The organism is Phyllobacterium chamaecytisi, assembly GCF_020164455.1.
In the GTDB taxonomy this organism is placed as follows: Bacteria; Pseudomonadota; Alphaproteobacteria; order Rhizobiales; family Rhizobiaceae; genus Phyllobacterium; species Phyllobacterium chamaecytisi.
This window is the reverse complement of sequence record NZ_JAIQWW010000032.1, coordinates 1-17,102: the sequence shown is the minus strand read 5'-3', so window position 1 is coordinate 17,102 and position 17,102 is coordinate 1. Positions and strand designations below refer to the sequence as shown.

General features: G+C 58.8%; 15 protein-coding genes and 1 pseudogene. 8 read left to right on the top strand and 8 right to left on the bottom strand.

The genetic code is table 11. From position 1 onward, the window contains the following. Window positions 1-32: 32 nt before the first annotated feature. The 5 genes from LB462_RS29245 to LB462_RS29225 form a co-directional block, all read right to left on the bottom strand. Complete coding sequence (locus tag LB462_RS29245) at window positions 33-857, bottom strand: alpha/beta fold hydrolase (protein ID WP_370637344.1); 825 nt, start codon at window positions 855-857, stop codon at window positions 33-35. Between the two features lie 256 nt (window positions 858-1,113). Continuing rightward, window positions 1,114-1,413 (bottom strand): tautomerase family protein, encoded by a 300-nt coding sequence (locus LB462_RS29240; protein WP_224515367.1) that lies wholly within the window; start codon window positions 1,411-1,413, stop codon window positions 1,114-1,116. Window positions 1,414-1,447: 34 nt separating this feature from the next. Beyond that, the gene (locus LB462_RS29235) at window positions 1,448-2,449 is read right to left on the bottom strand and encodes a zinc-dependent alcohol dehydrogenase family protein (RefSeq protein ID WP_112532565.1); all 1,002 of its coding nucleotides are present in this window, start codon (window positions 2,447-2,449) and stop codon (window positions 1,448-1,450) included. Window positions 2,450-2,576: 127 nt separating this feature from the next. Then, window positions 2,577-5,447: an ATP-binding protein gene (locus tag LB462_RS29230; protein ID WP_224515358.1), complete on the bottom strand. Its 2,871-nt coding sequence runs from the start codon at window positions 5,445-5,447 to the stop codon at window positions 2,577-2,579. Window positions 5,448-6,059: 612 nt separating this feature from the next. After that, complete coding sequence (locus tag LB462_RS29225; RefSeq protein WP_224515356.1) at window positions 6,060-6,692, bottom strand: tyrosine-type recombinase/integrase; 633 nt, start codon at window positions 6,690-6,692, stop codon at window positions 6,060-6,062. A 305-nt stretch (window positions 6,693-6,997) separates the two neighbouring features. Here LB462_RS29225 and LB462_RS29220 point away from each other — a divergent pair, with 305 nt between their 5' ends. Continuing rightward, entirely contained in the window at window positions 6,998-7,945 is a 948-nt protein-coding gene (locus LB462_RS29220) for a DUF5996 family protein (RefSeq protein ID WP_224515354.1), read from the top strand. An 847-nt stretch (window positions 7,946-8,792) separates the two neighbouring features. Here the strand turns inward: LB462_RS29220 and LB462_RS29215 are convergent. Together LB462_RS29215 and LB462_RS29210 are read right to left on the bottom strand one after the other, a co-directional pair. Next, window positions 8,793-9,764: a GlxA family transcriptional regulator gene (locus tag LB462_RS29215; RefSeq protein ID WP_224515353.1), complete on the bottom strand. Its 972-nt coding sequence runs from the start codon at window positions 9,762-9,764 to the stop codon at window positions 8,793-8,795. A 171-nt stretch (window positions 9,765-9,935) separates the two neighbouring features. Beyond that, window positions 9,936-10,891: pseudogene (locus LB462_RS29210) on the bottom strand (GlxA family transcriptional regulator). Window positions 10,892-11,274: 383 nt separating this feature from the next. Here LB462_RS29210 and LB462_RS29205 point away from each other — a divergent pair. The 7 genes from LB462_RS29205 to LB462_RS29175 all read left to right on the top strand — a co-directional run bounded on the left by LB462_RS29205 (window position 11,275) and on the right by LB462_RS29175 (window position 16,055). After that, a complete protein-coding gene (locus LB462_RS29205; protein ID WP_224515351.1) occupies window positions 11,275-12,147 on the top strand; it encodes an alpha/beta fold hydrolase in 873 nt (290 codons plus the stop codon). Beyond that, window positions 12,144-12,596, top strand: a complete 453-nt coding sequence (locus tag LB462_RS29200) for a hypothetical protein (protein ID WP_224515349.1) — start codon at window positions 12,144-12,146, stop codon at window positions 12,594-12,596. The genes LB462_RS29205 and LB462_RS29200 overlap by 4 nt, the downstream gene beginning before the upstream one ends. 44 nt (window positions 12,597-12,640) lie before the next feature. Then, on the top strand, window positions 12,641-13,015 hold the full coding sequence (locus LB462_RS29195; protein WP_224515347.1) for a hypothetical protein: 375 nt from the start codon (window positions 12,641-12,643) through the stop codon (window positions 13,013-13,015). Window positions 13,016-13,187: 172 nt separating this feature from the next. Beyond that, window positions 13,188-14,159 carry an alpha/beta fold hydrolase gene (locus LB462_RS29190; protein WP_370637342.1) on the top strand — a complete coding sequence of 324 codons (972 nt, stop codon included), beginning with the start codon at window positions 13,188-13,190 and terminating at the stop codon, window positions 14,157-14,159. Between the two features lie 80 nt (window positions 14,160-14,239). Then, the gene (locus LB462_RS29185; RefSeq protein ID WP_224515345.1) at window positions 14,240-15,178 is read left to right on the top strand and encodes an NAD(P)H-binding protein; all 939 of its coding nucleotides are present in this window, start codon (window positions 14,240-14,242) and stop codon (window positions 15,176-15,178) included. A gap of 80 nt (window positions 15,179-15,258) precedes the next feature. Then, entirely contained in the window at window positions 15,259-15,633 is a 375-nt protein-coding gene (locus LB462_RS29180; RefSeq protein WP_224515342.1) for a hypothetical protein, read from the top strand. Window positions 15,634-15,740: 107 nt separating this feature from the next. Next, the gene (locus LB462_RS29175; protein ID WP_224515341.1) at window positions 15,741-16,055 is read left to right on the top strand and encodes a hypothetical protein; all 315 of its coding nucleotides are present in this window, start codon (window positions 15,741-15,743) and stop codon (window positions 16,053-16,055) included. A gap of 405 nt (window positions 16,056-16,460) precedes the next feature. On the opposite strand, the gene LB462_RS29170 is transcribed toward LB462_RS29175, so the two are convergent. Continuing rightward, entirely contained in the window at window positions 16,461-16,952 is a 492-nt protein-coding gene (locus LB462_RS29170) for a BA14K family protein (protein WP_224515339.1), read from the bottom strand. Between the last annotated feature and the right edge of the window lie 150 nt (window positions 16,953-17,102).

Below are 17,102 nucleotides of genomic sequence, written 5' to 3'. Positions count from 1 at the left end.
CAGGCTTTGCAGTCTGCCCGAGTGCCAAGTGATCAAGCCTTGATAAAGGCGAGCAGGTCCGCATTGATCACGTCGGCATGCGTCGTGAACATCCCGTGCGGGTAGCCGCCATAGACCTTGAGTTCACCGTTCTTGAGCAACTTCACGGAGAGTTCCGCGGAGTCGGCTATAGGGACGACTTGGTCGTCGCTGCCGTGCATCACCAGGACCGGGACAGTAATGGCCTTCAGATCCTCCGTAAAATCGGTTTCGGAGAACACCTTGATGCATTCGTAATGCGCGTTTGCGCCGCCCATCATACCCTGACGCCACCAGTTGCGGATTGTGCCTTCGGAGATGGTCGCGCCAGGACGGTTGAAGCCGTAGAACGGCCCGCTCGCGATATCGAGGTAGAGCTGTGCCCTGTTTGCAGCCAACGCCGCGCGGTAGCCGTCGAAGACTTCTATCGGAAGGCCGCCCGGATTATCGGCGGACTTGACCATGACTGGAGGGATCGCGGAAATGAGGACCGCTTTCGCGACCCGGCCCTTGCCATGCCTAGCGACGTACCTGGTGACCTCCCCGCCGCCGGTCGAATGACCGATGTGAATGGCGTCGCGGAGGTCGAGAGCCTCAGCGAGGGCTGCGACGTCAGCAGCGTATGTATCCATGTCGTTGCCGTCGGTGGTCTGGCTGGAGCGGCCATGGCCCCTTCGATCGTGCGCGATGACGCGGAAACCTTTCCCGAGGAAAAACAGCATCTGGTTGTCCCAGTCATCGGCACTGAGCGGCCAACCATGGTGAAACACAATCGGCTGCCCGGATCCCCAGTCCTTGTAGAAAATCTGCGCGCCGTCTTTCGTCTTGATGCTGCTCATGGTCTCACCCCCGTCTTCAATGGTTGCTCTGTTTGAGTTCGACGATGCCGTGGCGGCAAGGGCCCCCACAGGCAACGTCGTGGCGAGGACGGCTCCGGTCCCGATCAGGACATCCCGTCTCGTCGCAGTGGGCATTGTTATGGCTGTGCTCGTGTACATGTCTCTTCCCTCTGCGGGCGGACACGGTCTCATTTGGCAGCTCCGAATGTTTGCAGTCCGGACGCGCTCGCTTTTGGCCGTGTCGAGATTGAAGTATTCAGCCCAGAACTGGCGCTGCTGCTGCCCACTCCTTCCGGGTGGTGGGCGTGCCGTCGATCATGTCGACGACGTCCTTGGATTTCGAGAGCGTCGTCATCAAGGACTTGGGCCCTTCGAACGGCCTGCCGCCGATGTGCCAGCCGTCGGTGTGCAGTTCTTCGATGAGAACCCACACCACCTCGCGAAACGCCTCCGAACCTTTGAACTTGACCATGACATCGGTCAAGGCCTTGGCCAAAGCGTGTTTCTCTTCCGGCGTGAAGACACCGTCGACCAGTTTCACATTGACGAATGGCATGACATCTTTCCTTTGTTTAGTGGGTTGAAGGTGCCTAGTCGGCGACGTCGATCACGATCTTGCCGTTGGCGGTCCGGTTCTCGATTTCGGCATATGCTTCCTCAACAGTCTCGAAGCTGAAGCGGCGCGGATCAACGAGAGGGGTAATCTTTCCCGCTTCCGCGAGCCGCTTCGCCTCTCGCAGGATGTGCCCGTGATGGGCCCGGCCTTCCCCCGTCAGGATCGGCAGGAGCGTGAAGACGCCCGAGTAGCTTGCGGCTCGGAACGAGAGCGGTCCAAGCGAATGAGTGCCCCAACCGAGGCAGCTAACGACGTGCCCGAAGCGGGTCACGGCGTTGAACGCGGCGTCGATCCCGGCTCCGCCCACGGTGTCGTAGACGATGTCGAAGCCGCGCCCGCCCGTATGGTCTTTCACATACTCTTCGACGGTCGTCTGATGGCGGTCGATAGCCGTGGCGCAGAGCTCCTCGATCTGGCTTTGCTTCGAGGCCTTGTCCACTGCGAAGACCTCGGCTCCGAAAGCCCGAGCTATCTGGATCGCGATGTGGCCGACACCCCCGGCACCGAGCACCAGGACCTTCTGACGAGCTTGGACCTGCGCGCGGTCAACAAGGCCTTCCCAGGCGGTGATGAAGACCAACGGCAACGCGGCGGCTTCGCGCATGGTCAGGTTTGCGGGCTTGGGAGCAAGCAAGTCGGCGTCGACGGCGACATAAGTCGCGAGCGAACCTTGGAGACCGCCGATACCACCCGTCATCCCGAAGACCTCGTCCTGCGGCTTAAACGCGGTCACGCCGGGACCGACGGCTTCGACGACTCCGGCGACATCCATCCCGAGGATGGCGGGCAACGGATGTCGCGCGTGGGGAGCCTGGCCGCTCTTGATCTTGAGATCGAGCGGATTAACGCTGCTCGCCTTGACTCGCACAAGGACCTCGCCTGATGCGGGTGCTGGGCGGACAATGGTTGTGCGGATGAGGTCCGAGTTTGTTTCGTTCAGGACGAGCGCGTCCATAGTGGCGGCGGCGGTCTTCATCTGCGTGCCCTTATGTGGTGTCGACGACCATTCGACGACGGACAGAAGATGGCAGAACAGCTAGTTCTCAAGCCAGTGAATCGTGGTGAAATCTTGTGACGGTAGCAAACACAGAGTTGTCGGCAGGTCAGGACATCTCGGCCAACAGAACCTTGGCCGCCACCATGTCCGCTGTGTCGAATCCCTCGGTGAACCGATTATATACGGTGGCCAACATGGCACGTCCCCGAGCGCCGTCCCCGCGGTTGCGCACCAAACGGGCCAAACTGGTGGTCGTTCGGAGCTCCCAGGATAGGGCGTCCTGCCGCCTCGCCACCTCGACCGAATGGCGGTAGCATCTTTCGACGCTCTCAAGGTCATCGCCGCCTCGCCATAGGACATCTCCCTTCAGACGGTGAAGTTCCGCGACGCACCAGAGTTCCTCCTTCTCTTCGCTGGCGCTGATCGCCGCCTCCACCAACGAGCGCGCTTCGACGTGTTGTCCCAGAGAGGACAAGGCCTCGGCCAAATAGCCGAGAAATCGGACATTGTAGAGATTGAACAGTTTTACCTGGCGCAGTTCAGCCAACCCGTTCCGAAGGAGAGAAACGCCTCGTTCAGGAAACCCTCGCTCGATCAGAAGCGCTGCCTTCCAGCATCGCCCGAACACCTCCCATGGGCCGAGCGCATTCGCCGTCGCCAGGTCAAGCAGCTCGGTGATCGCAGAATCCGCCGCCGTAAAGTCTCCGATGTGAACCAGGACAGGACATGACCAGCGCGCCAAGGCTTCGCACAACGAGATTGCGTGGCTCGAGCCCCGCGCGGCCTCGACGGCGGTGTCGACCGCCTTGATCGCCTGATCCGGAAAGCCTTGCATCCACAGCAGCTGAGCTGGCTGGATTCGTGCCGAAACTGACTGGCCAAACCTGAAACGGACCGAGTTTGCGGAGGCAATTTCAGCCGAGACATCGTGGGCCAGCATCAGATCGGCGTGACGGCGGGAACCCCGGAAGTCTCCCATGCAGAAGAGTGTCATACTGAGCATGCGGTCGCCGATGAAACGATCGAGTCCACTTTCTGCGACCGCCACGAAACGTTCGGCGCTACCCAGCGACTCCCTGTATTCACCCATTCCGACCTGTGCGACCCACAAGCCCCAGAGAGCTTCCGCCTGAGCGTCCAGGTCGCCGAGCTCTTCCGATATCTCCAAGGCCTTGGCGAACGCGGCCGTAGCTTGTGGCGCAAACCCGATCTTGAAAGCCTGTGAAAGCCCGAGCGCTCTGTAGAGCTGCATGATCTGACGCGCCTTTTCGTCTCTTCGCTCTCCGGGGGCGATAGTCCGCAGCGCTCGTTGGACGCTGGTCAGACATTCATCGACCAGAGAAAGCTGGTACCATATCGGAATGGCGGCCACGGTGAGCCCGAGGCCTACTTCCGGGTCGCCATGATCCGAGTGGCCCCAGTCCAAAGCGAAGCGCACGTTGTTGATGTGGATGCCATATCTCGACAGCCATTCTTCGCTCGACAAGGTTTCGACTTCCTCCTGCGAATGCCGTAGGACTTCGCACAGATAGGCCACGAGTTGCCGCATGACGGCGTCGAGCTCCCCTTCATCCCGAACTTTGTCCAAAGCGAACGCCCGTGTCGTGTCGAGCAGACGGTATCGAGCGGCCTTGCCTTGAGCGTCTACCGACACCAGGGATTTGGCAACGAGGTCAGCGAGATGACCCGGTACATCGCGATCGGGGGCGGTCGGGTCGGTTGCAATGGCGACAGCCGCATCCCGCTCAAAATCGCCAGTGAACACCGCAAGTCGACGCAGGACTTTACGCTCACCGTCAGAGAGCGCCCCGTAACTCCAGTCGATCATTGCTGCCAAGGTTTGATGGCGGGGCAGAGCGGTGCGCCGTCCACCCGTCAGCAACCGCAGTCGATCGTTCAGAAGTTCAGCGATCCCGCGCGTGCCGAATGCCTCCACCCGCGCCGCCGCGAGCTCGATGGCGAGAGCGATCCCGTCGAGCTGGCGGCAGATGTGCGCAACGATCGGTGCTTCGTCGTCGTCGAAAGAGTACCCGCTCGCGAACGAGGTCGCCCTCTCGACGAACAAGCGAATTGCCGCGAATTCCAACGCGTCAGCGGCAGTCAGACCCGCGGCCGGCGGTGGCAGGTCGAGAGGGGGGAGCCTGTAGACGCTTTCGCCTTCTGCCCGCAGTGCCTCGCGGCTGGTCGCCAGAATGCTGATTTCCGGCGCTTGGCGGAGCAGGGTCTCCGCGAGGCGGGCAGTCGCTTCGAGAACGAGTTCACAACTGTCGAACACGAGCAACATCTGTTTTTCGCGAAGATACCCGATAAGGGTCGCGGTCGGGTCACCCGATGTCTCCGGGAGGCGAAGCTGTGAAGCTAGGACTGAAGCGACGAGTTGAGGATTCGTGATCGGTGCCAAGTCGACGAAGCAAAGGCCGTGCTTGTGCGATGATGACAACTCTTCCGCCACTCGAAGGCCTACGGTCGTCTTTCCAATGCCGCCTGGTCCAACGATCGTCACCAGCCGTAACCGTTTAAACCGTCCTTCGACGATCTGGATCGCTTCGTCACGTCCAATGGCTTGGATCAGCTGTCTTGGAAGGTTGTTCGGCGCAGTTGTTGTCTCAGGTTCGTTTTCAACGCGGGAACGGGTGAGAGGAGCAACGAAACGATAGCCCCTTGAAGGGACGGCGGCGATATACCGGGGAGCGGCTTGATTGTCGCCGAGCACCCTTCGAAGCAACGCGATCTGAACTCTAAGGTTCGACTCCTCGACCGTGGTATTTGGCCAGGCACTCGCGATTAGTTCATCCTTCGTTGCCAGCTCGCCCGATCGCCCGGTCAATGTGATGAGAACTTCGAGCGCCCGCGAGCCGATTGTGACGGGCTCGCCGTCTTTGAGCAACAGATGCCGCCCCGCATAGAGGACGAACGAACCGAAGGCGGTCGCTTCATCAGCCGCAAGAGTTGGATTCGGTGGCGCTTGCCCTTGCAATTCTATCCTTTTCTAATAACGGCGCGGTTTAAGCGGTTGGCCGCGATTAGTCGAGGTCAACCGCTTGTAAACCTATAATCCATTTCGAAAAAGAACAATTGGGACACTCTTTAAGCGTTTGATCCGCAGCAGCGGTCTTCGTGAAGCCGCATCGCTCGCATGAAATTCGGCCCACATTTGTTTTTGCCGGCATTCATTTTTGGCGCTACAGTTTCCAAAGCGGAACGATGCCGGATCTGCGTACGTGCTTCGTGCAGTGGACCGAGCAATCGGTCGGCTCTAAGTGAGATGACCATCCAGCGGAACCCACCCCGTTGGATTAGTCCAACCTGATCAGCTTACGGAGGTTAATCCCCGTAGAGTGACACGCGGTCGCAAACTGACCGCTCGCCTTGAGGCGGCCATACGCAGTTCGCTATGAGTTCGACATTAGAACGTTGGCCGCGATCGGCGAGCGGTTGATCAAGCGACCAAGATGAAACGTCCGGTTTTGAGATGAGGCAAGACCTGCCACAATGACCGAAATGAAGGCGCATAGCCGCTCAGTCAACTTTCTCAAACGTGGACCGTTTGCGCCGCGTACGGCCCCGCTAGGGGCGGAGCCGCACATTGTCAAACCTCCGTATGCTCCGCTAGTTCCAGCGCATCCTCGATGTCCACGCCCAGGTACCTAACCGTGTTCTCAATCTTGGTGTGCCCAAGCAGGATCTGGATCGCACGAAGATTGCCTGTTGCTTTGTAGATCATCGCGGCCTTTGTGCGTCGGAGGGAGTGTGTGCCGTAGTCTTCGCGTCGCAGCCCAATTGCTGTGACCCACTCATCGACCAATCGAGCATATTGGCGAGTGCTGAGATGATCGGCATGATCGACCCGACTGGGAAAGGCGTAGTCATCAATCGTTCCGCCTCTCCGCTCAAGCCATGCAAGTAAACTTGCTCTGACATCGGCCGTAATCTCGAACTGTACGGGACGTCCGGTTTTTTGCTGGACGACAATGGCACGGGTTCGGATTTCTTGACCCGTGACGAGGGTCCCGATCTTGATTTTGACCAGATCGCAGCCTCGTAGCTTACTGTCGATTGCGAGATCGAACAGCGCCCGGTCTCTCATGCGCCCCTCCCTATCGAGGAAGAAACGAATTGCCCAAATCTGGCGCTGCTTCAGGGGCTTCTTTACGCCGACCTTCCGGCCGACGTTCCATGCCGGTCGACCAAGTGCAGCAGGATCATACTGTGCTATACCCATTTGAGTTCTCCTTCGGCCACCATTGGCCGTCGGCAGAACGCGCGAACGCAAGGCGTGACGGGGCCGAAATCTGCCGGTCCGCTTTCGAACTACATTTGGCTAAAGCGGACATTCGGCAAACGACTCAATGTCAGTCGCTGACTGGCTCTCTGCCGGTTCCCGAAAACTGGCCTTCAGAGGTCGTTTCCCCTTGCCCCCACGCCATCGCCGCCAGCAAGAAGCTTCCTCTTTGCCAGCATCTATGGTGATATGAATACGGGCGGTAAGGAAGTTCTATTCAAGATCCATCGAGTTAGGTTGGCCCAATGAATGAACGTATCCAGGAAAGGTGGCCGGATATACCGTACGGTCCTTGGCGCAGTACGTGTTCCGCGCTGCATCTCTATATTCAGATCATAGGGAAATATCGGCTCGCCCGCTCACCGTGGGTGAACCATTCCTGGCATGCGACCCTTTACACTGACGCTCGCGGTTTCACGACCGGCCTAGTGCCAGATGGACCGGGCGGGATCGAATTGAGCCTCGATCTGATCAACCATGAGGTGGTCGGACGAGCAACCGACGGACGCATTGCCCGGTTCTCGCTTGAGCCGATGTCGGTCGCCTTCTTTCATGGGCGCGCGTTGGATCTCATTCGTACTCTCGGTGGGACGCCGGAGTTCCATGGCAGGCCGAACGAGATTCCGGAGGCAATTCCGTTTGCCGAAGACAAGATGGAACGCCCCTACGATGCCAATGCTGTGACACGGTTCTTCAGGGCGTGTGTGGCAGTGACGAACGTGCTCCAGACCTTCCGTACGGCGTATCTGGGCAAGGTGAGCCCGGTGCATCTCTTCTGGGGAAGTTTTGACATCGCCGTGACACGCTTCTCCGGTCGACACGCGCCCTCACATCCAGGTGGTATTCCGGCCCTGCCTGACGAGATCACCCGCGAGGCCTACAGCCACGAAGTCTCGTCAGCTGGCTTCTGGCCAGGTGGGGGTGCAATCGACTTTCCCGCATTCTATTCCTATGCATACCCGATGCCGACCGGTTTTGCAGCTGCAAGAATTTCTCCCGAAGCCGCATATTACGATGAAAACCTCGGAGAATTTCTGCTGCCGTATGATGCGGTCCGGCTTGCCAACAATCCAGAAGACATGCTCATGACCTTTTTGGAAAGCACGTATCGCGCCGCTGCTGAACTTGGTAATTGGGGCAGGGCTGCGCTCGAGTGCAAGGTTGGGAAACCTCGACAACCTCGGCCCATGTGAGACACACAGGATTCGACTGAACTGTGGACTTTTCCCGACCACTAGATTGTAGTCGTTTCGGGCAAACTTGGGGCTGTTTGCGGATGGTCCTGTTTTGGCGAGAACCGTCGACAAGCTACCATTCGGCGATCGATCTAATTTCGGACACTGAGCCAAAATCAGCATCACCAAAGCTGGACATTCAGCCTGCATAAGGCCACCGGCAGCTTTCAGGAATTTCTGTAGCAGGCTGCTGGCGAGGGCACTAGGCTATGCATGAGAATACCCGGTGGAATGGCCCGTAAATATTGCCGCCAGGGCAGTATTCACAACGCAGTAAACCCGTTGTCGACGAAAGCGCCGGGCACAGCTCGGGCCGAGCTCCACACGGCGCGAGTAAGTAACTACCGTCACGACACCCGTGTCCACGGGCTAATAATGTGTGGGCGACTTTATTCCCAAGTTTGGCTTTCCTAACAACTTCAAACGTCTTCTTGGACTCGTCCTTGGCTTTGCCGTAGCGTTCTTGGATTTTCCCATCGGTTGGCGTCATCGGGCTCAGGGTGCGAGCGGCGCACAACACGCGAACCATTCCGCAAGTAGATACGTCGATCCCCGTTTGCCTTCCAGCCAATGAGCTCCCTGCGTCAACTACCGCCGACTATTCCATTCGATACGCCCTGCATTTGGACTGAACCGACGAGGTGCCGTTCGCGTATGTCAGGGCTATCGCAAATGACACTTTGCGGCCGCCAATGTCCCTGTATTCTGGCTCTAGGCCAGCCATTCCCGTTCCACTCGTTGAGAACATATCGGCCGCTTGACGGCTGAGAAGCAACACAGGCTGTAATAGGCTGCTTCCTCTGAGTCAGGCAGCCGCCACCGCTGCCTGCCGAGCATTCCTGCGCAATACCTCCGGCGGTACACCGAAGGACCGGAGAAACGCGCGACGCATGCGTTCGCGGTCTGCAAAGCCTGTTTCCTGCACGACCACTTTAACCGAGTGCCGCCCTTCCTCGATCATGAACCTGGCAGCTTCCAGCCGAAGCTGCTCGACGGCTTTCGCTGGCGACTGGCCGGTCTCGGCCAGAAATGTGCGGCTGAACTGACGAGGACTGAGGTTGGCGACGGCTGCAAGCTCCTCGACCGAGAGCGGGTTCCGAAGATTTCGGCGGATGTACGCCACGACCAATTCGATGCGATCGGATTTCGGAGTAATGTCGAGGAGTGCGGAATGCTGCGTTTGCCCGCCCATCCGACGTTGATTAATGACCATAAGTTTGGCAGCAGCTTTTGCAACTTCGGTACCCAGGTCCCTATCGATCATCGCTAGAACAAGATCGATTCCGGCCGTCATTCCAGCCGACGTCCAGATCGGACCGTCATTGATATAAATCCGGTCCTCCTCCATCCTGACATCAGGAAACCGAGCCTTGAAACTGGCCGCTTGAATCCAATGCGTCGTTGCACGGCGACCATCGAGAAGTCCGGCTTCAGCGAGAACAAACGCCCCATTGCAAAACGAAGCGGTACGCCTCGACGCCGCGGCAGCCTGTCGCACAAAGGCGATCAAGTTTGCGTTCGATGGGGCCATTTCGAACGCCGTAATTGCGCCGATAATAATTGTATCAAAAGCCGGATTGCCGAATGCTTCGGTTTCAACAGTCAAACCACAGGAAGATCGAATGGGACCTCCGTGTTCCGACAGCAGATGAAGGTCATACCGGGATTTGGCCGGAGGCGGCTTCGCAAGTCCGAATCCCGTCATCTCGAATGCCGTCATAGGTGCAAGGCTCAAGAGCTGGAAGCCGTGCGGGACAATGAGGCCTATCCTATGCATGGCTGCTCCTAATGTCCGAAATGTGAATGATAGCCCAGAAGGATGTCATCTACTAGGAGGCATGCCCTGATGTTGAACCCAGTTGCTCCCGCGCAAGTGCGATGGCCAGAGCGCCGTTCGGCGCCACATTGAGAGGCGGACCCAAAAGCCTGCATTCTTGACAACTCAAATTCAGGCGGTCGCTACCGCCTCCCGTCGCGCGGCCCTGCGCAATACCTCCGGCGGCACACCGAAGGACCGGAGAAACGCGCGACGCATGCGTTCGCGATCGGCAAAACCCGTTTCCTGCGCTACGACGTTAACCGTGTGCCGCCCTTGTTCCACCATGAATCTGGCGGCCTCCAGCCGAAGCTGCTCAACGGCTTTCGCCGGCGACTGGCCGGTCTCGGCCAGAAACGTGCGGCTGAACTGACGAGGACTGAGGTTGGCGACGGCTGCAAGCTCCTCGATCGTAAGCGGATTTCGGAGATTTTGGCGGATGTATGCCAGGACCAACTCGATGCGATCGGATTTTGGCGTCATCTCAAGAAGTGCGGAGTGCTGCTTTTGTCCGCCCATCCGACGCTGGTGCATGACTAGAAGCCTGGCAATCATTTTCGCTGCGTCAGGACCGAGATCATTGTCGATCAACGCGAGAACCAGGTCTATCCCCGCGGTCATTCCTGCCGACGTCCAGATCGGGCCATCGTTGATGAATATCCGGTCCTCCTCCATTCTGACATCCGGAAAACGAGCCCTGAAGCTAGCAGCATGGGCCCAATGCATCGTCGCGCGTCGCCCGTTCAAAAGGCCAGCTTCAGCGAGAACAAACGCGCCGCTGCAGATGGAGGCTGTCCGCCTGGATGCTTCGGCAGCTTCTTGTACGAACGTGATCAAGCTCGCGTCTGAGGGAGCCATTTCCCACGTGGTGATCGAGCCTACGATAACGGTGTCGAAGGCTCGATCTCCGAACGCCTCGGTTTCTACTGTCATGCCGCCGGAAGACCGAACTGGGCCACCATGCTTCGACAACAGGTGGACGTCATAGCAAGGGCCGCCGGTGGCAGGTTCGCTATTTCGAAAGCCGTCAATGCCGCAAGGCTCATCAGCTGAAACCCTTGTGGCACGATGAAACCAACCCGATGCATATTCGCTCCTAGTGTCTAACGCCATCCGCGAGGTGCATACGGAAATGGCTGCTCGGCGCCCGCTGGCGGGCAACCTTCTCGCTCCCAGATCCGCGCAGAACTATGTCACGAATGGTGGCAAGAACGACCTACACCGCGCCCGTGAAATTCGCTAGGACATAAGCAACACACAGATCTCGTCCTGCCTGACTCAGTTATTGATCATCTCATGGGCCAATGTAGGAAGAATTTGTTTGGTCGTCATCAATTCGCGTGTTGTGGCCACCCCGCCGCACTCGCCGGGTACGACTCTTCCTAGGGTTCGCTGGAGGCGGACCTTGTTTAGGGCATTTCGGCCGCCAATCAAACGCCTACCTCAGCATTTTCATAAGAAAGGATGATGCATGTCTACTGATCACATCGGATTCACCGAGCATCGTATTCCGCGAGGGGACGGAAGCGTGTACGCTCGAGACTATGCAGGCAGCGGGCCAGCTTTCGTGCTCATGCACGGCTTCCCCGACAACCTCCACATCTGGGACGATCTGATTCCGCACTTGAGCGCCAGCGGACGCCGCGTCGTGACATTCGATTTCCTCGGCTTTGGCTCCTCAGACAAGCCCGCGGGTGCTGCCTACAGCTTTAAGCAGCAATTGGGCGACCTTGAAGCTGTCGTCGAGGGTCTCGGCTTGGGGAAGATCGTTCCGGTCGCTCACGATTCCTCCGGTATGGCAACACTCAACTTCTCGCTTACCCATCCGGACGGCGTCGACTCGGCGATCATGCTCAACTCGGCTTATAGCGAGGACTCCACTTTTCTTTGGCCAGAGATGATCACGCTTTTTGCGAACCGGAGCATCCAGCCCCTGGCCATGGCGATCGCCCAGAGCCCCGAACAGTTTGGCTGGCTGCTGAGATGGCAGCAGAAGAAATTCCTGGACGCTTTGCCCGAGGCGCAAAAGCCCCATTTCAACGCGTTCATCGGTTCGCTGATCAGCGACAACTTCATCGTCCAACCTGGCGCTGGGCCCGCCTTCGTGCAGTTGGCCGCGGAATTCTTCGAAGAACATGCCCGAAACGCCAAGCATCTGACGGCGCTCAAGGCGTTGGATATTCCAGTCAAACTGATCTGGGGCCGGTACGATCCATACTTCCCCGCGACCATGGCCGAGCGGCGCCAGTCTCAACTCAAGAATGCGTCCCTCACCTTCATCGCGGCTGGCCATTGGCTGCAGGCCGACGAGCCCGCGCAAGTGGCGAAGGCGATGCTGTCATGAGCCGCGACCTCAACAACCTCGCCGTGCGCGCAGCCCGCTTGACTTGGCTCGCCTGCTTCGGCGCTCTCGTCGTGGTGCTCGCAGTGAACGGGCCCGACAGTTCGTTCGCTCAGTCGGCGCCGCCATCGTCGCGCCTTGACGTGCCGACCATCAAACTGCTGGCGATCGGCACCTTCACGGCCAAAGGGACGCCAGACCAGTGGAAGCCGCTCCTTGCTTCTGAAGTACGTGACACCGTTCGGCTCTATCTCGCAGGGAAAATTGACCAATGGTACCTTAAGCAGGACCAGAGCGGCGTCGTGTTCATGATGAATGTCACCGACCCGAAAGAAGCCCGGGAACTCCTGGGTAGATTTCCTTTCGGCCAGGCGGGGCTGATGGAGTTCGAGATCATCCCGCTCGGCCCGATCGCCCCACTCCGCGTGCTTTTGACAGAGCCTGCAAAGTAGTTCGCGGTTCTTCGCACCAATTCAGCAAAAAAGGAAACAGCAAAATGCCCGACAACAAGAACCCGCGCGTTCATGCAGAGATGCTACCCGCGCTTGCCGCCGTCGTCGTTCCGACGACCAAGATCCTGGCGATCGGCTCGGTCACGGCCAAGGGCACGCCCGAGGCGATCGCGCCGGTCCTGCCCCACGAAGTCCGCGCGACAGTTCGCAACCATCTCGCCGGAAAGATCGAGCAGTGGTTTTTCCAGACCGAGGGCTACGGCGTCGTCTTCATCGTGAACGCCACCAGCACCGAGGAGGCGCACGAGCTCTTGGAAAAACTTCCTTTGGGCGTCGCCGGCATGATGGAATTCGAGTTGATCGCTCTCGGGCCACTCGCCCCACTCTCCATGCTCATCGGTGAGCCGCCTCGCTCGTGATGTGATGTTGGGAGAGAGCTCGGCAGTGCTCCAAGCTTCCTCGCGACCGCTTTCGTCGACTTCGGAATCTCCATGGCTAACCCATCTCGAAGCGCACTTCGGGTCCCGGCGGAGCCAAGTCACGGTCGGAGCAAACATAAAATCAGTAACCCGCTGATAAGGATTCGCCACGATGCCAATTATCAAAGCCGCACGCCGGCATCTTCTTCTCGCCGGCGGCGGTCTCGTCGCCGCGCTCAGCCTCCCGAAAACGGTGCTTGCGGACGCGACGAAGGTCGCCAAGCCGCCAGCCCACCAACCTGCACTCAAAGGATCGAAACTCATGACGACCGCGATAATGAAAGACGGCGCGAAGATCTACTTCAAGGACTGGGGCGCCGGCCCGGTCGTGACCTTCTCCCATGGCTGGCCGCTCACTGCAGACGCCTGGGATGCCCAGATGTTGTTCCTGGCGAGCCACGGCTATCGCGTCATCGCCCATGACCGCCGCAGCCATGGTCGATCAGACCAGACGTGGACCGGCAACGACATGAATACTTACGCAGACGATCTTGCCACGCTCCTCGATATGCTCGACGTCAGGGGTGCAACGATGATCGGCCATTCGACCGGCGGCGGCGAAGTCGCGCGCTATATTGGCCGACACGGTACCTCGCGCCTGTCGAAAGCCGTCCTGATTTCCGCGGTGCCTCCCCATATGGCGCAGACGCCGACGAACCCAAACGGCGCGCCGATGAGTGTTTTCGACGGCCTGCGCTCAAGCTTGGTTGCCGATCGTGCCGGGTTCTTCAAGGAACTGGCAATGCCGTTCTTCGGCTACAATCGTCCCGACGCGAAGGTTTCGCAGGGCCAGATCGACTCCTTTTGGCTTCAGGGCATGATGGGGAGCCTCCAAGGCGAGTATGATTGCATCAAAGCCTTCTCCGAGACCGATTTCACGGATGATCTCAAGAAGATGACGATCCCAACCCTACTCCTGCAGGGCGATGATGATCAGATTGTGCCCATTGACATTGCCTCCCGGCGTTCGGTGAAGATTCTGCCAAACGTGAGCCTGAAGGAATATGCCGGCGCTCCGCATGGCATGTGCGTCACTCACGCCGACCAAGTGAATGCAGACCTTTTGGCCTTCCTCAAAGGATGACGGACGAGGCAATTTGCCGATCGACGTGCGGCAGAAAGGTTTCGCGGTGCAATGAATATTTATTCTGAACGAGGTGGAAGATGAATGAGGCAAAAGATGAACTTCCGGTTCTCGTGACCGGTGCGGCTGGGCGGATCGGCTCGGTGGGCCGCGTGGTGACGGAGCTGCTTCTCGCCCGCGGATTCCGGGTACGGGCCCAGGTGCGGGTCGATGACGAGCGGGCCGCCATGTTGCGGGAGCTAGGCGCCGAGGTCGTGGTTGGCGATCTGCTCGATCTTACGGCTGTACATCGGGCAATCGAGGGGTGCGAACGTCTCTGCTTTGCGATGTCGGTCTCGACGAGCTATCTCGAAGCCGCCGCCAACGTCGCTGTCGTTGCCAAGCACCATCGCGTGAAGGCGTTCGTCAATCTCTCCCAGATGACCGTCAACGAGATGGACATCTTCAATACGACCCCCAGCCCACAACAAAAGCAGCATTGGTTAGCGGAGCAAATATTGTCCTGGTCCGGGCTTCCGGTGGTGGAGGTACGGCCGACGGCGTTCATGGAAGGCCTCTTTCTCCAGATCACCAGGGGCATCTCCGTGCAGAACAAGATTATGGCGCCCTGGGGGAGGGGAAAGAACTCAGTGATTGCCGCGTTCGATGTCGCTCGAGTGATCGCCGAGATTTTGAGTGATCCCGCCCAGCATATCGGCCAGACCTACCACCTGACCGGCCCTGTTTCACAGGACATAGACGCGGTCGCACGCGAGTTCTCGGCCGCGCTTGGTCGCACGATCACGTATGTTGACGTTCCCCCAGAGATGATGAAGGAGCAACTTGCCGCCTTCGGGATGCCACCTCATGTTATCTCGCATGTCGTGACGATGGCCCAACTCCATCGGGACAACCGGTACGATCGGTTCAGCAATGATGTCGAGGGGCTGACTGGCATACCTCCAATGAGCGTTCGGGAGTTCGTCCGGAAGAACGCGCATGCGTTCGCACCGGCAGCGGCCCCGAGCGTGGGAGAATGAGCGGGACTTCTCGATCCATCGCACCCATCCCCCCAGGTAGTTCGTAGCTGCCTCACACCAATCAGCGAAAGGAGCCGTCGGTGTCTGATGTCAAGAATCCGCGCGTGCATGCCGAGATATTGCCGTCGCTCGCTGCTGTTGTCGTTCCGACAACCAAGATTCTGGCGATAGGATCGGTCACAGACAAGGGTACGCCCGAGGCGATCGCCTCGATACGGCCCCATGAGGTTCGCGCGACAGTTCGCAATCATCTCACCGGAAGGATCGAGCAGTGGTTCTCCCAGACAGGGGGCCACGCCGTCGTCTTTATCCTGAACGCTGCAAGTATTGCGGAAGCGCATGAACTCCTCGAGAAGCTTCCTTTGGGCGTCGCCGGCATGATGGAATTCGAGCTGATCGCTCTCGGCCCACTTGCGCCGCTTGCCCTGCTCATCGCTGACCTACCGCGGTCTTGATGTGAGGGTTCACGCAACCTGCCAACAAGCGCGGCCCGACAGGCGGTTCATAGCCTGACGGATTTCGCCACGAGGTTGCGTCGCGTCCGGACCTGTTGGAGCAGGGCTTGAGCATGACCGAGGCCGGCGCGAAGTATCGACTACCTGAGTTGTTCCGCACCAAGGGTGAACTGCTGCTGCGTCAAAATCCGAATGATGGTACCGCCGAAAGATGGTTCAAACGGGCCGTGACGAGGGCCCGTGATGAAGGTACGAAATCGCTGGAGTTGCGGGCGGCCCTTAGCCTCGCGCGGCTGTACTGCAACCGCGGGAGCGACGAAGAGGCCCATGACCTCCTCGCCCCGGTCTACGCCTGCTTCACCGAAGGTCTCGATACCCGTGATCTCGTCGAAGCAAAGGAAGTCGTCGATCAATTAACATAGATGCCAAGATCAAACCGAGCGGGCCTCGTTCTTTGTATTTTCCGGACGACAAGAACTAATCTCCGGGACATCTGAATCGGATCCAAATCACCTTGTATCATCTCCGGCGGCAAACGACCGCCCTGCATCAACGAGTGGCCTTTCCCTCCGCCCCAAGCGAACGGCAGCAATTGGCGCATCCGCGAACTCAGCGTGGTCGTCGGCAATGTCTGCTTTCAGGCGATGGCAAAACTGACCTCAACGGCCGACATCAGGGCGCGCAAAGCAGTCGTAAATGCATTGATCCCGAATATCCGGTTTGGGCCAGAAGCGGCGATCGACGCAGCCATTTGGGGAGAAGCCGAAGAATCCGGTAGCCTGCGCGTCCGGAAAAAGCGCCAGGTGGCTCGCCAACTAAGCCCGCAATCAATAGTACGATGAGACGCACGCCCGTCGCGGACCGTAGTAGGGCTGGAACGTGTTGTCGTAAGCCCTATAGGACCGGTAGCGCGCATAGCACCAGCGCGTATGTGTGTTGCCGCCATAATAGACCTGGCGGTAATTGCGTGGCGCGTAGTAGCGCGGACGGTAATAGGTCGGCCCGTAGTAGCTCTCATCGTAATAGCTGGGGCCATAATACCTCGGCTGCGCCAGCAATCCGCCGATAATTGCGCCGGCTGCGAGCCCGCCGAGTGCCAACGCCCAATCGTCGTTACCATTGTAGTGTCCATGTCCGCGGTAGCCTCGATAGCCGCCCCAGTATCCACGGTTGTAACCGCCGCGGTAACGTCTGTACTGGACCGGCTGCGCCTCTGCGACTTCGATCTTCGGCACGGCAACGGTGGGAAACGCCATGGCCTGCGGGACGCTCGTCAGCGCCGTCACCAGCGACAGGGCAAAGATTGCTAACCTTTTCATTAGCTTCACCATTCCTCTGCAGTGCCCTGCGTCGAATACGGCGCGCAAGGACGCTGCAGCCCTTTAAATGCGCTGCGTAATTTTACCCTAAAATCGATTTTGACTCGAGAAAATTATGCATTAGCAGGAAAGCTTTCCTTCAATAATGGA

Excerpts from the sequence above, each read along its gene's own strand:
- LB462_RS29185 (WP_224515345.1), top strand. The coding sequence starts at position 14,240 with ATGAATGAGGCAAAAGATGAACTTCCGGTTCTCGTGACCGGTGCGGCT.
- LB462_RS29215 (WP_224515353.1), bottom strand. The coding sequence starts at position 9,764 with ATGCATAGGATAGGCCTCATTGTCCCGCACGGCTTCCAGCTCTTGAGC.
- LB462_RS29220 (WP_224515354.1), top strand. The coding sequence starts at position 6,998 with ATGAATGAACGTATCCAGGAAAGGTGGCCGGATATACCGTACGGTCCT.
- LB462_RS29240 (WP_224515367.1), bottom strand. The coding sequence starts at position 1,413 with ATGCCATTCGTCAATGTGAAACTGGTCGACGGTGTCTTCACGCCGGAA.
- LB462_RS29170 (WP_224515339.1), bottom strand. The coding sequence starts at position 16,952 with ATGAAAAGGTTAGCAATCTTTGCCCTGTCGCTGGTGACGGCGCTGACG.
- LB462_RS29195 (WP_224515347.1), top strand. The coding sequence starts at position 12,641 with ATGCCCGACAACAAGAACCCGCGCGTTCATGCAGAGATGCTACCCGCG.
- LB462_RS29205 (WP_224515351.1), top strand. The coding sequence starts at position 11,275 with ATGTCTACTGATCACATCGGATTCACCGAGCATCGTATTCCGCGAGGG.
- LB462_RS29225 (WP_224515356.1), bottom strand. The coding sequence starts at position 6,692 with ATGGGTATAGCACAGTATGATCCTGCTGCACTTGGTCGACCGGCATGG.
- LB462_RS29235 (WP_112532565.1), bottom strand. The coding sequence starts at position 2,449 with ATGAAGACCGCCGCCGCCACTATGGACGCGCTCGTCCTGAACGAAACA.
- LB462_RS29190 (WP_370637342.1), top strand. The coding sequence starts at position 13,188 with ATGCCAATTATCAAAGCCGCACGCCGGCATCTTCTTCTCGCCGGCGGC.
- LB462_RS29245 (WP_370637344.1), bottom strand. The coding sequence starts at position 857 with ATGAGCAGCATCAAGACGAAAGACGGCGCGCAGATTTTCTACAAGGAC.
- LB462_RS29200 (WP_224515349.1), top strand. The coding sequence starts at position 12,144 with ATGAGCCGCGACCTCAACAACCTCGCCGTGCGCGCAGCCCGCTTGACT.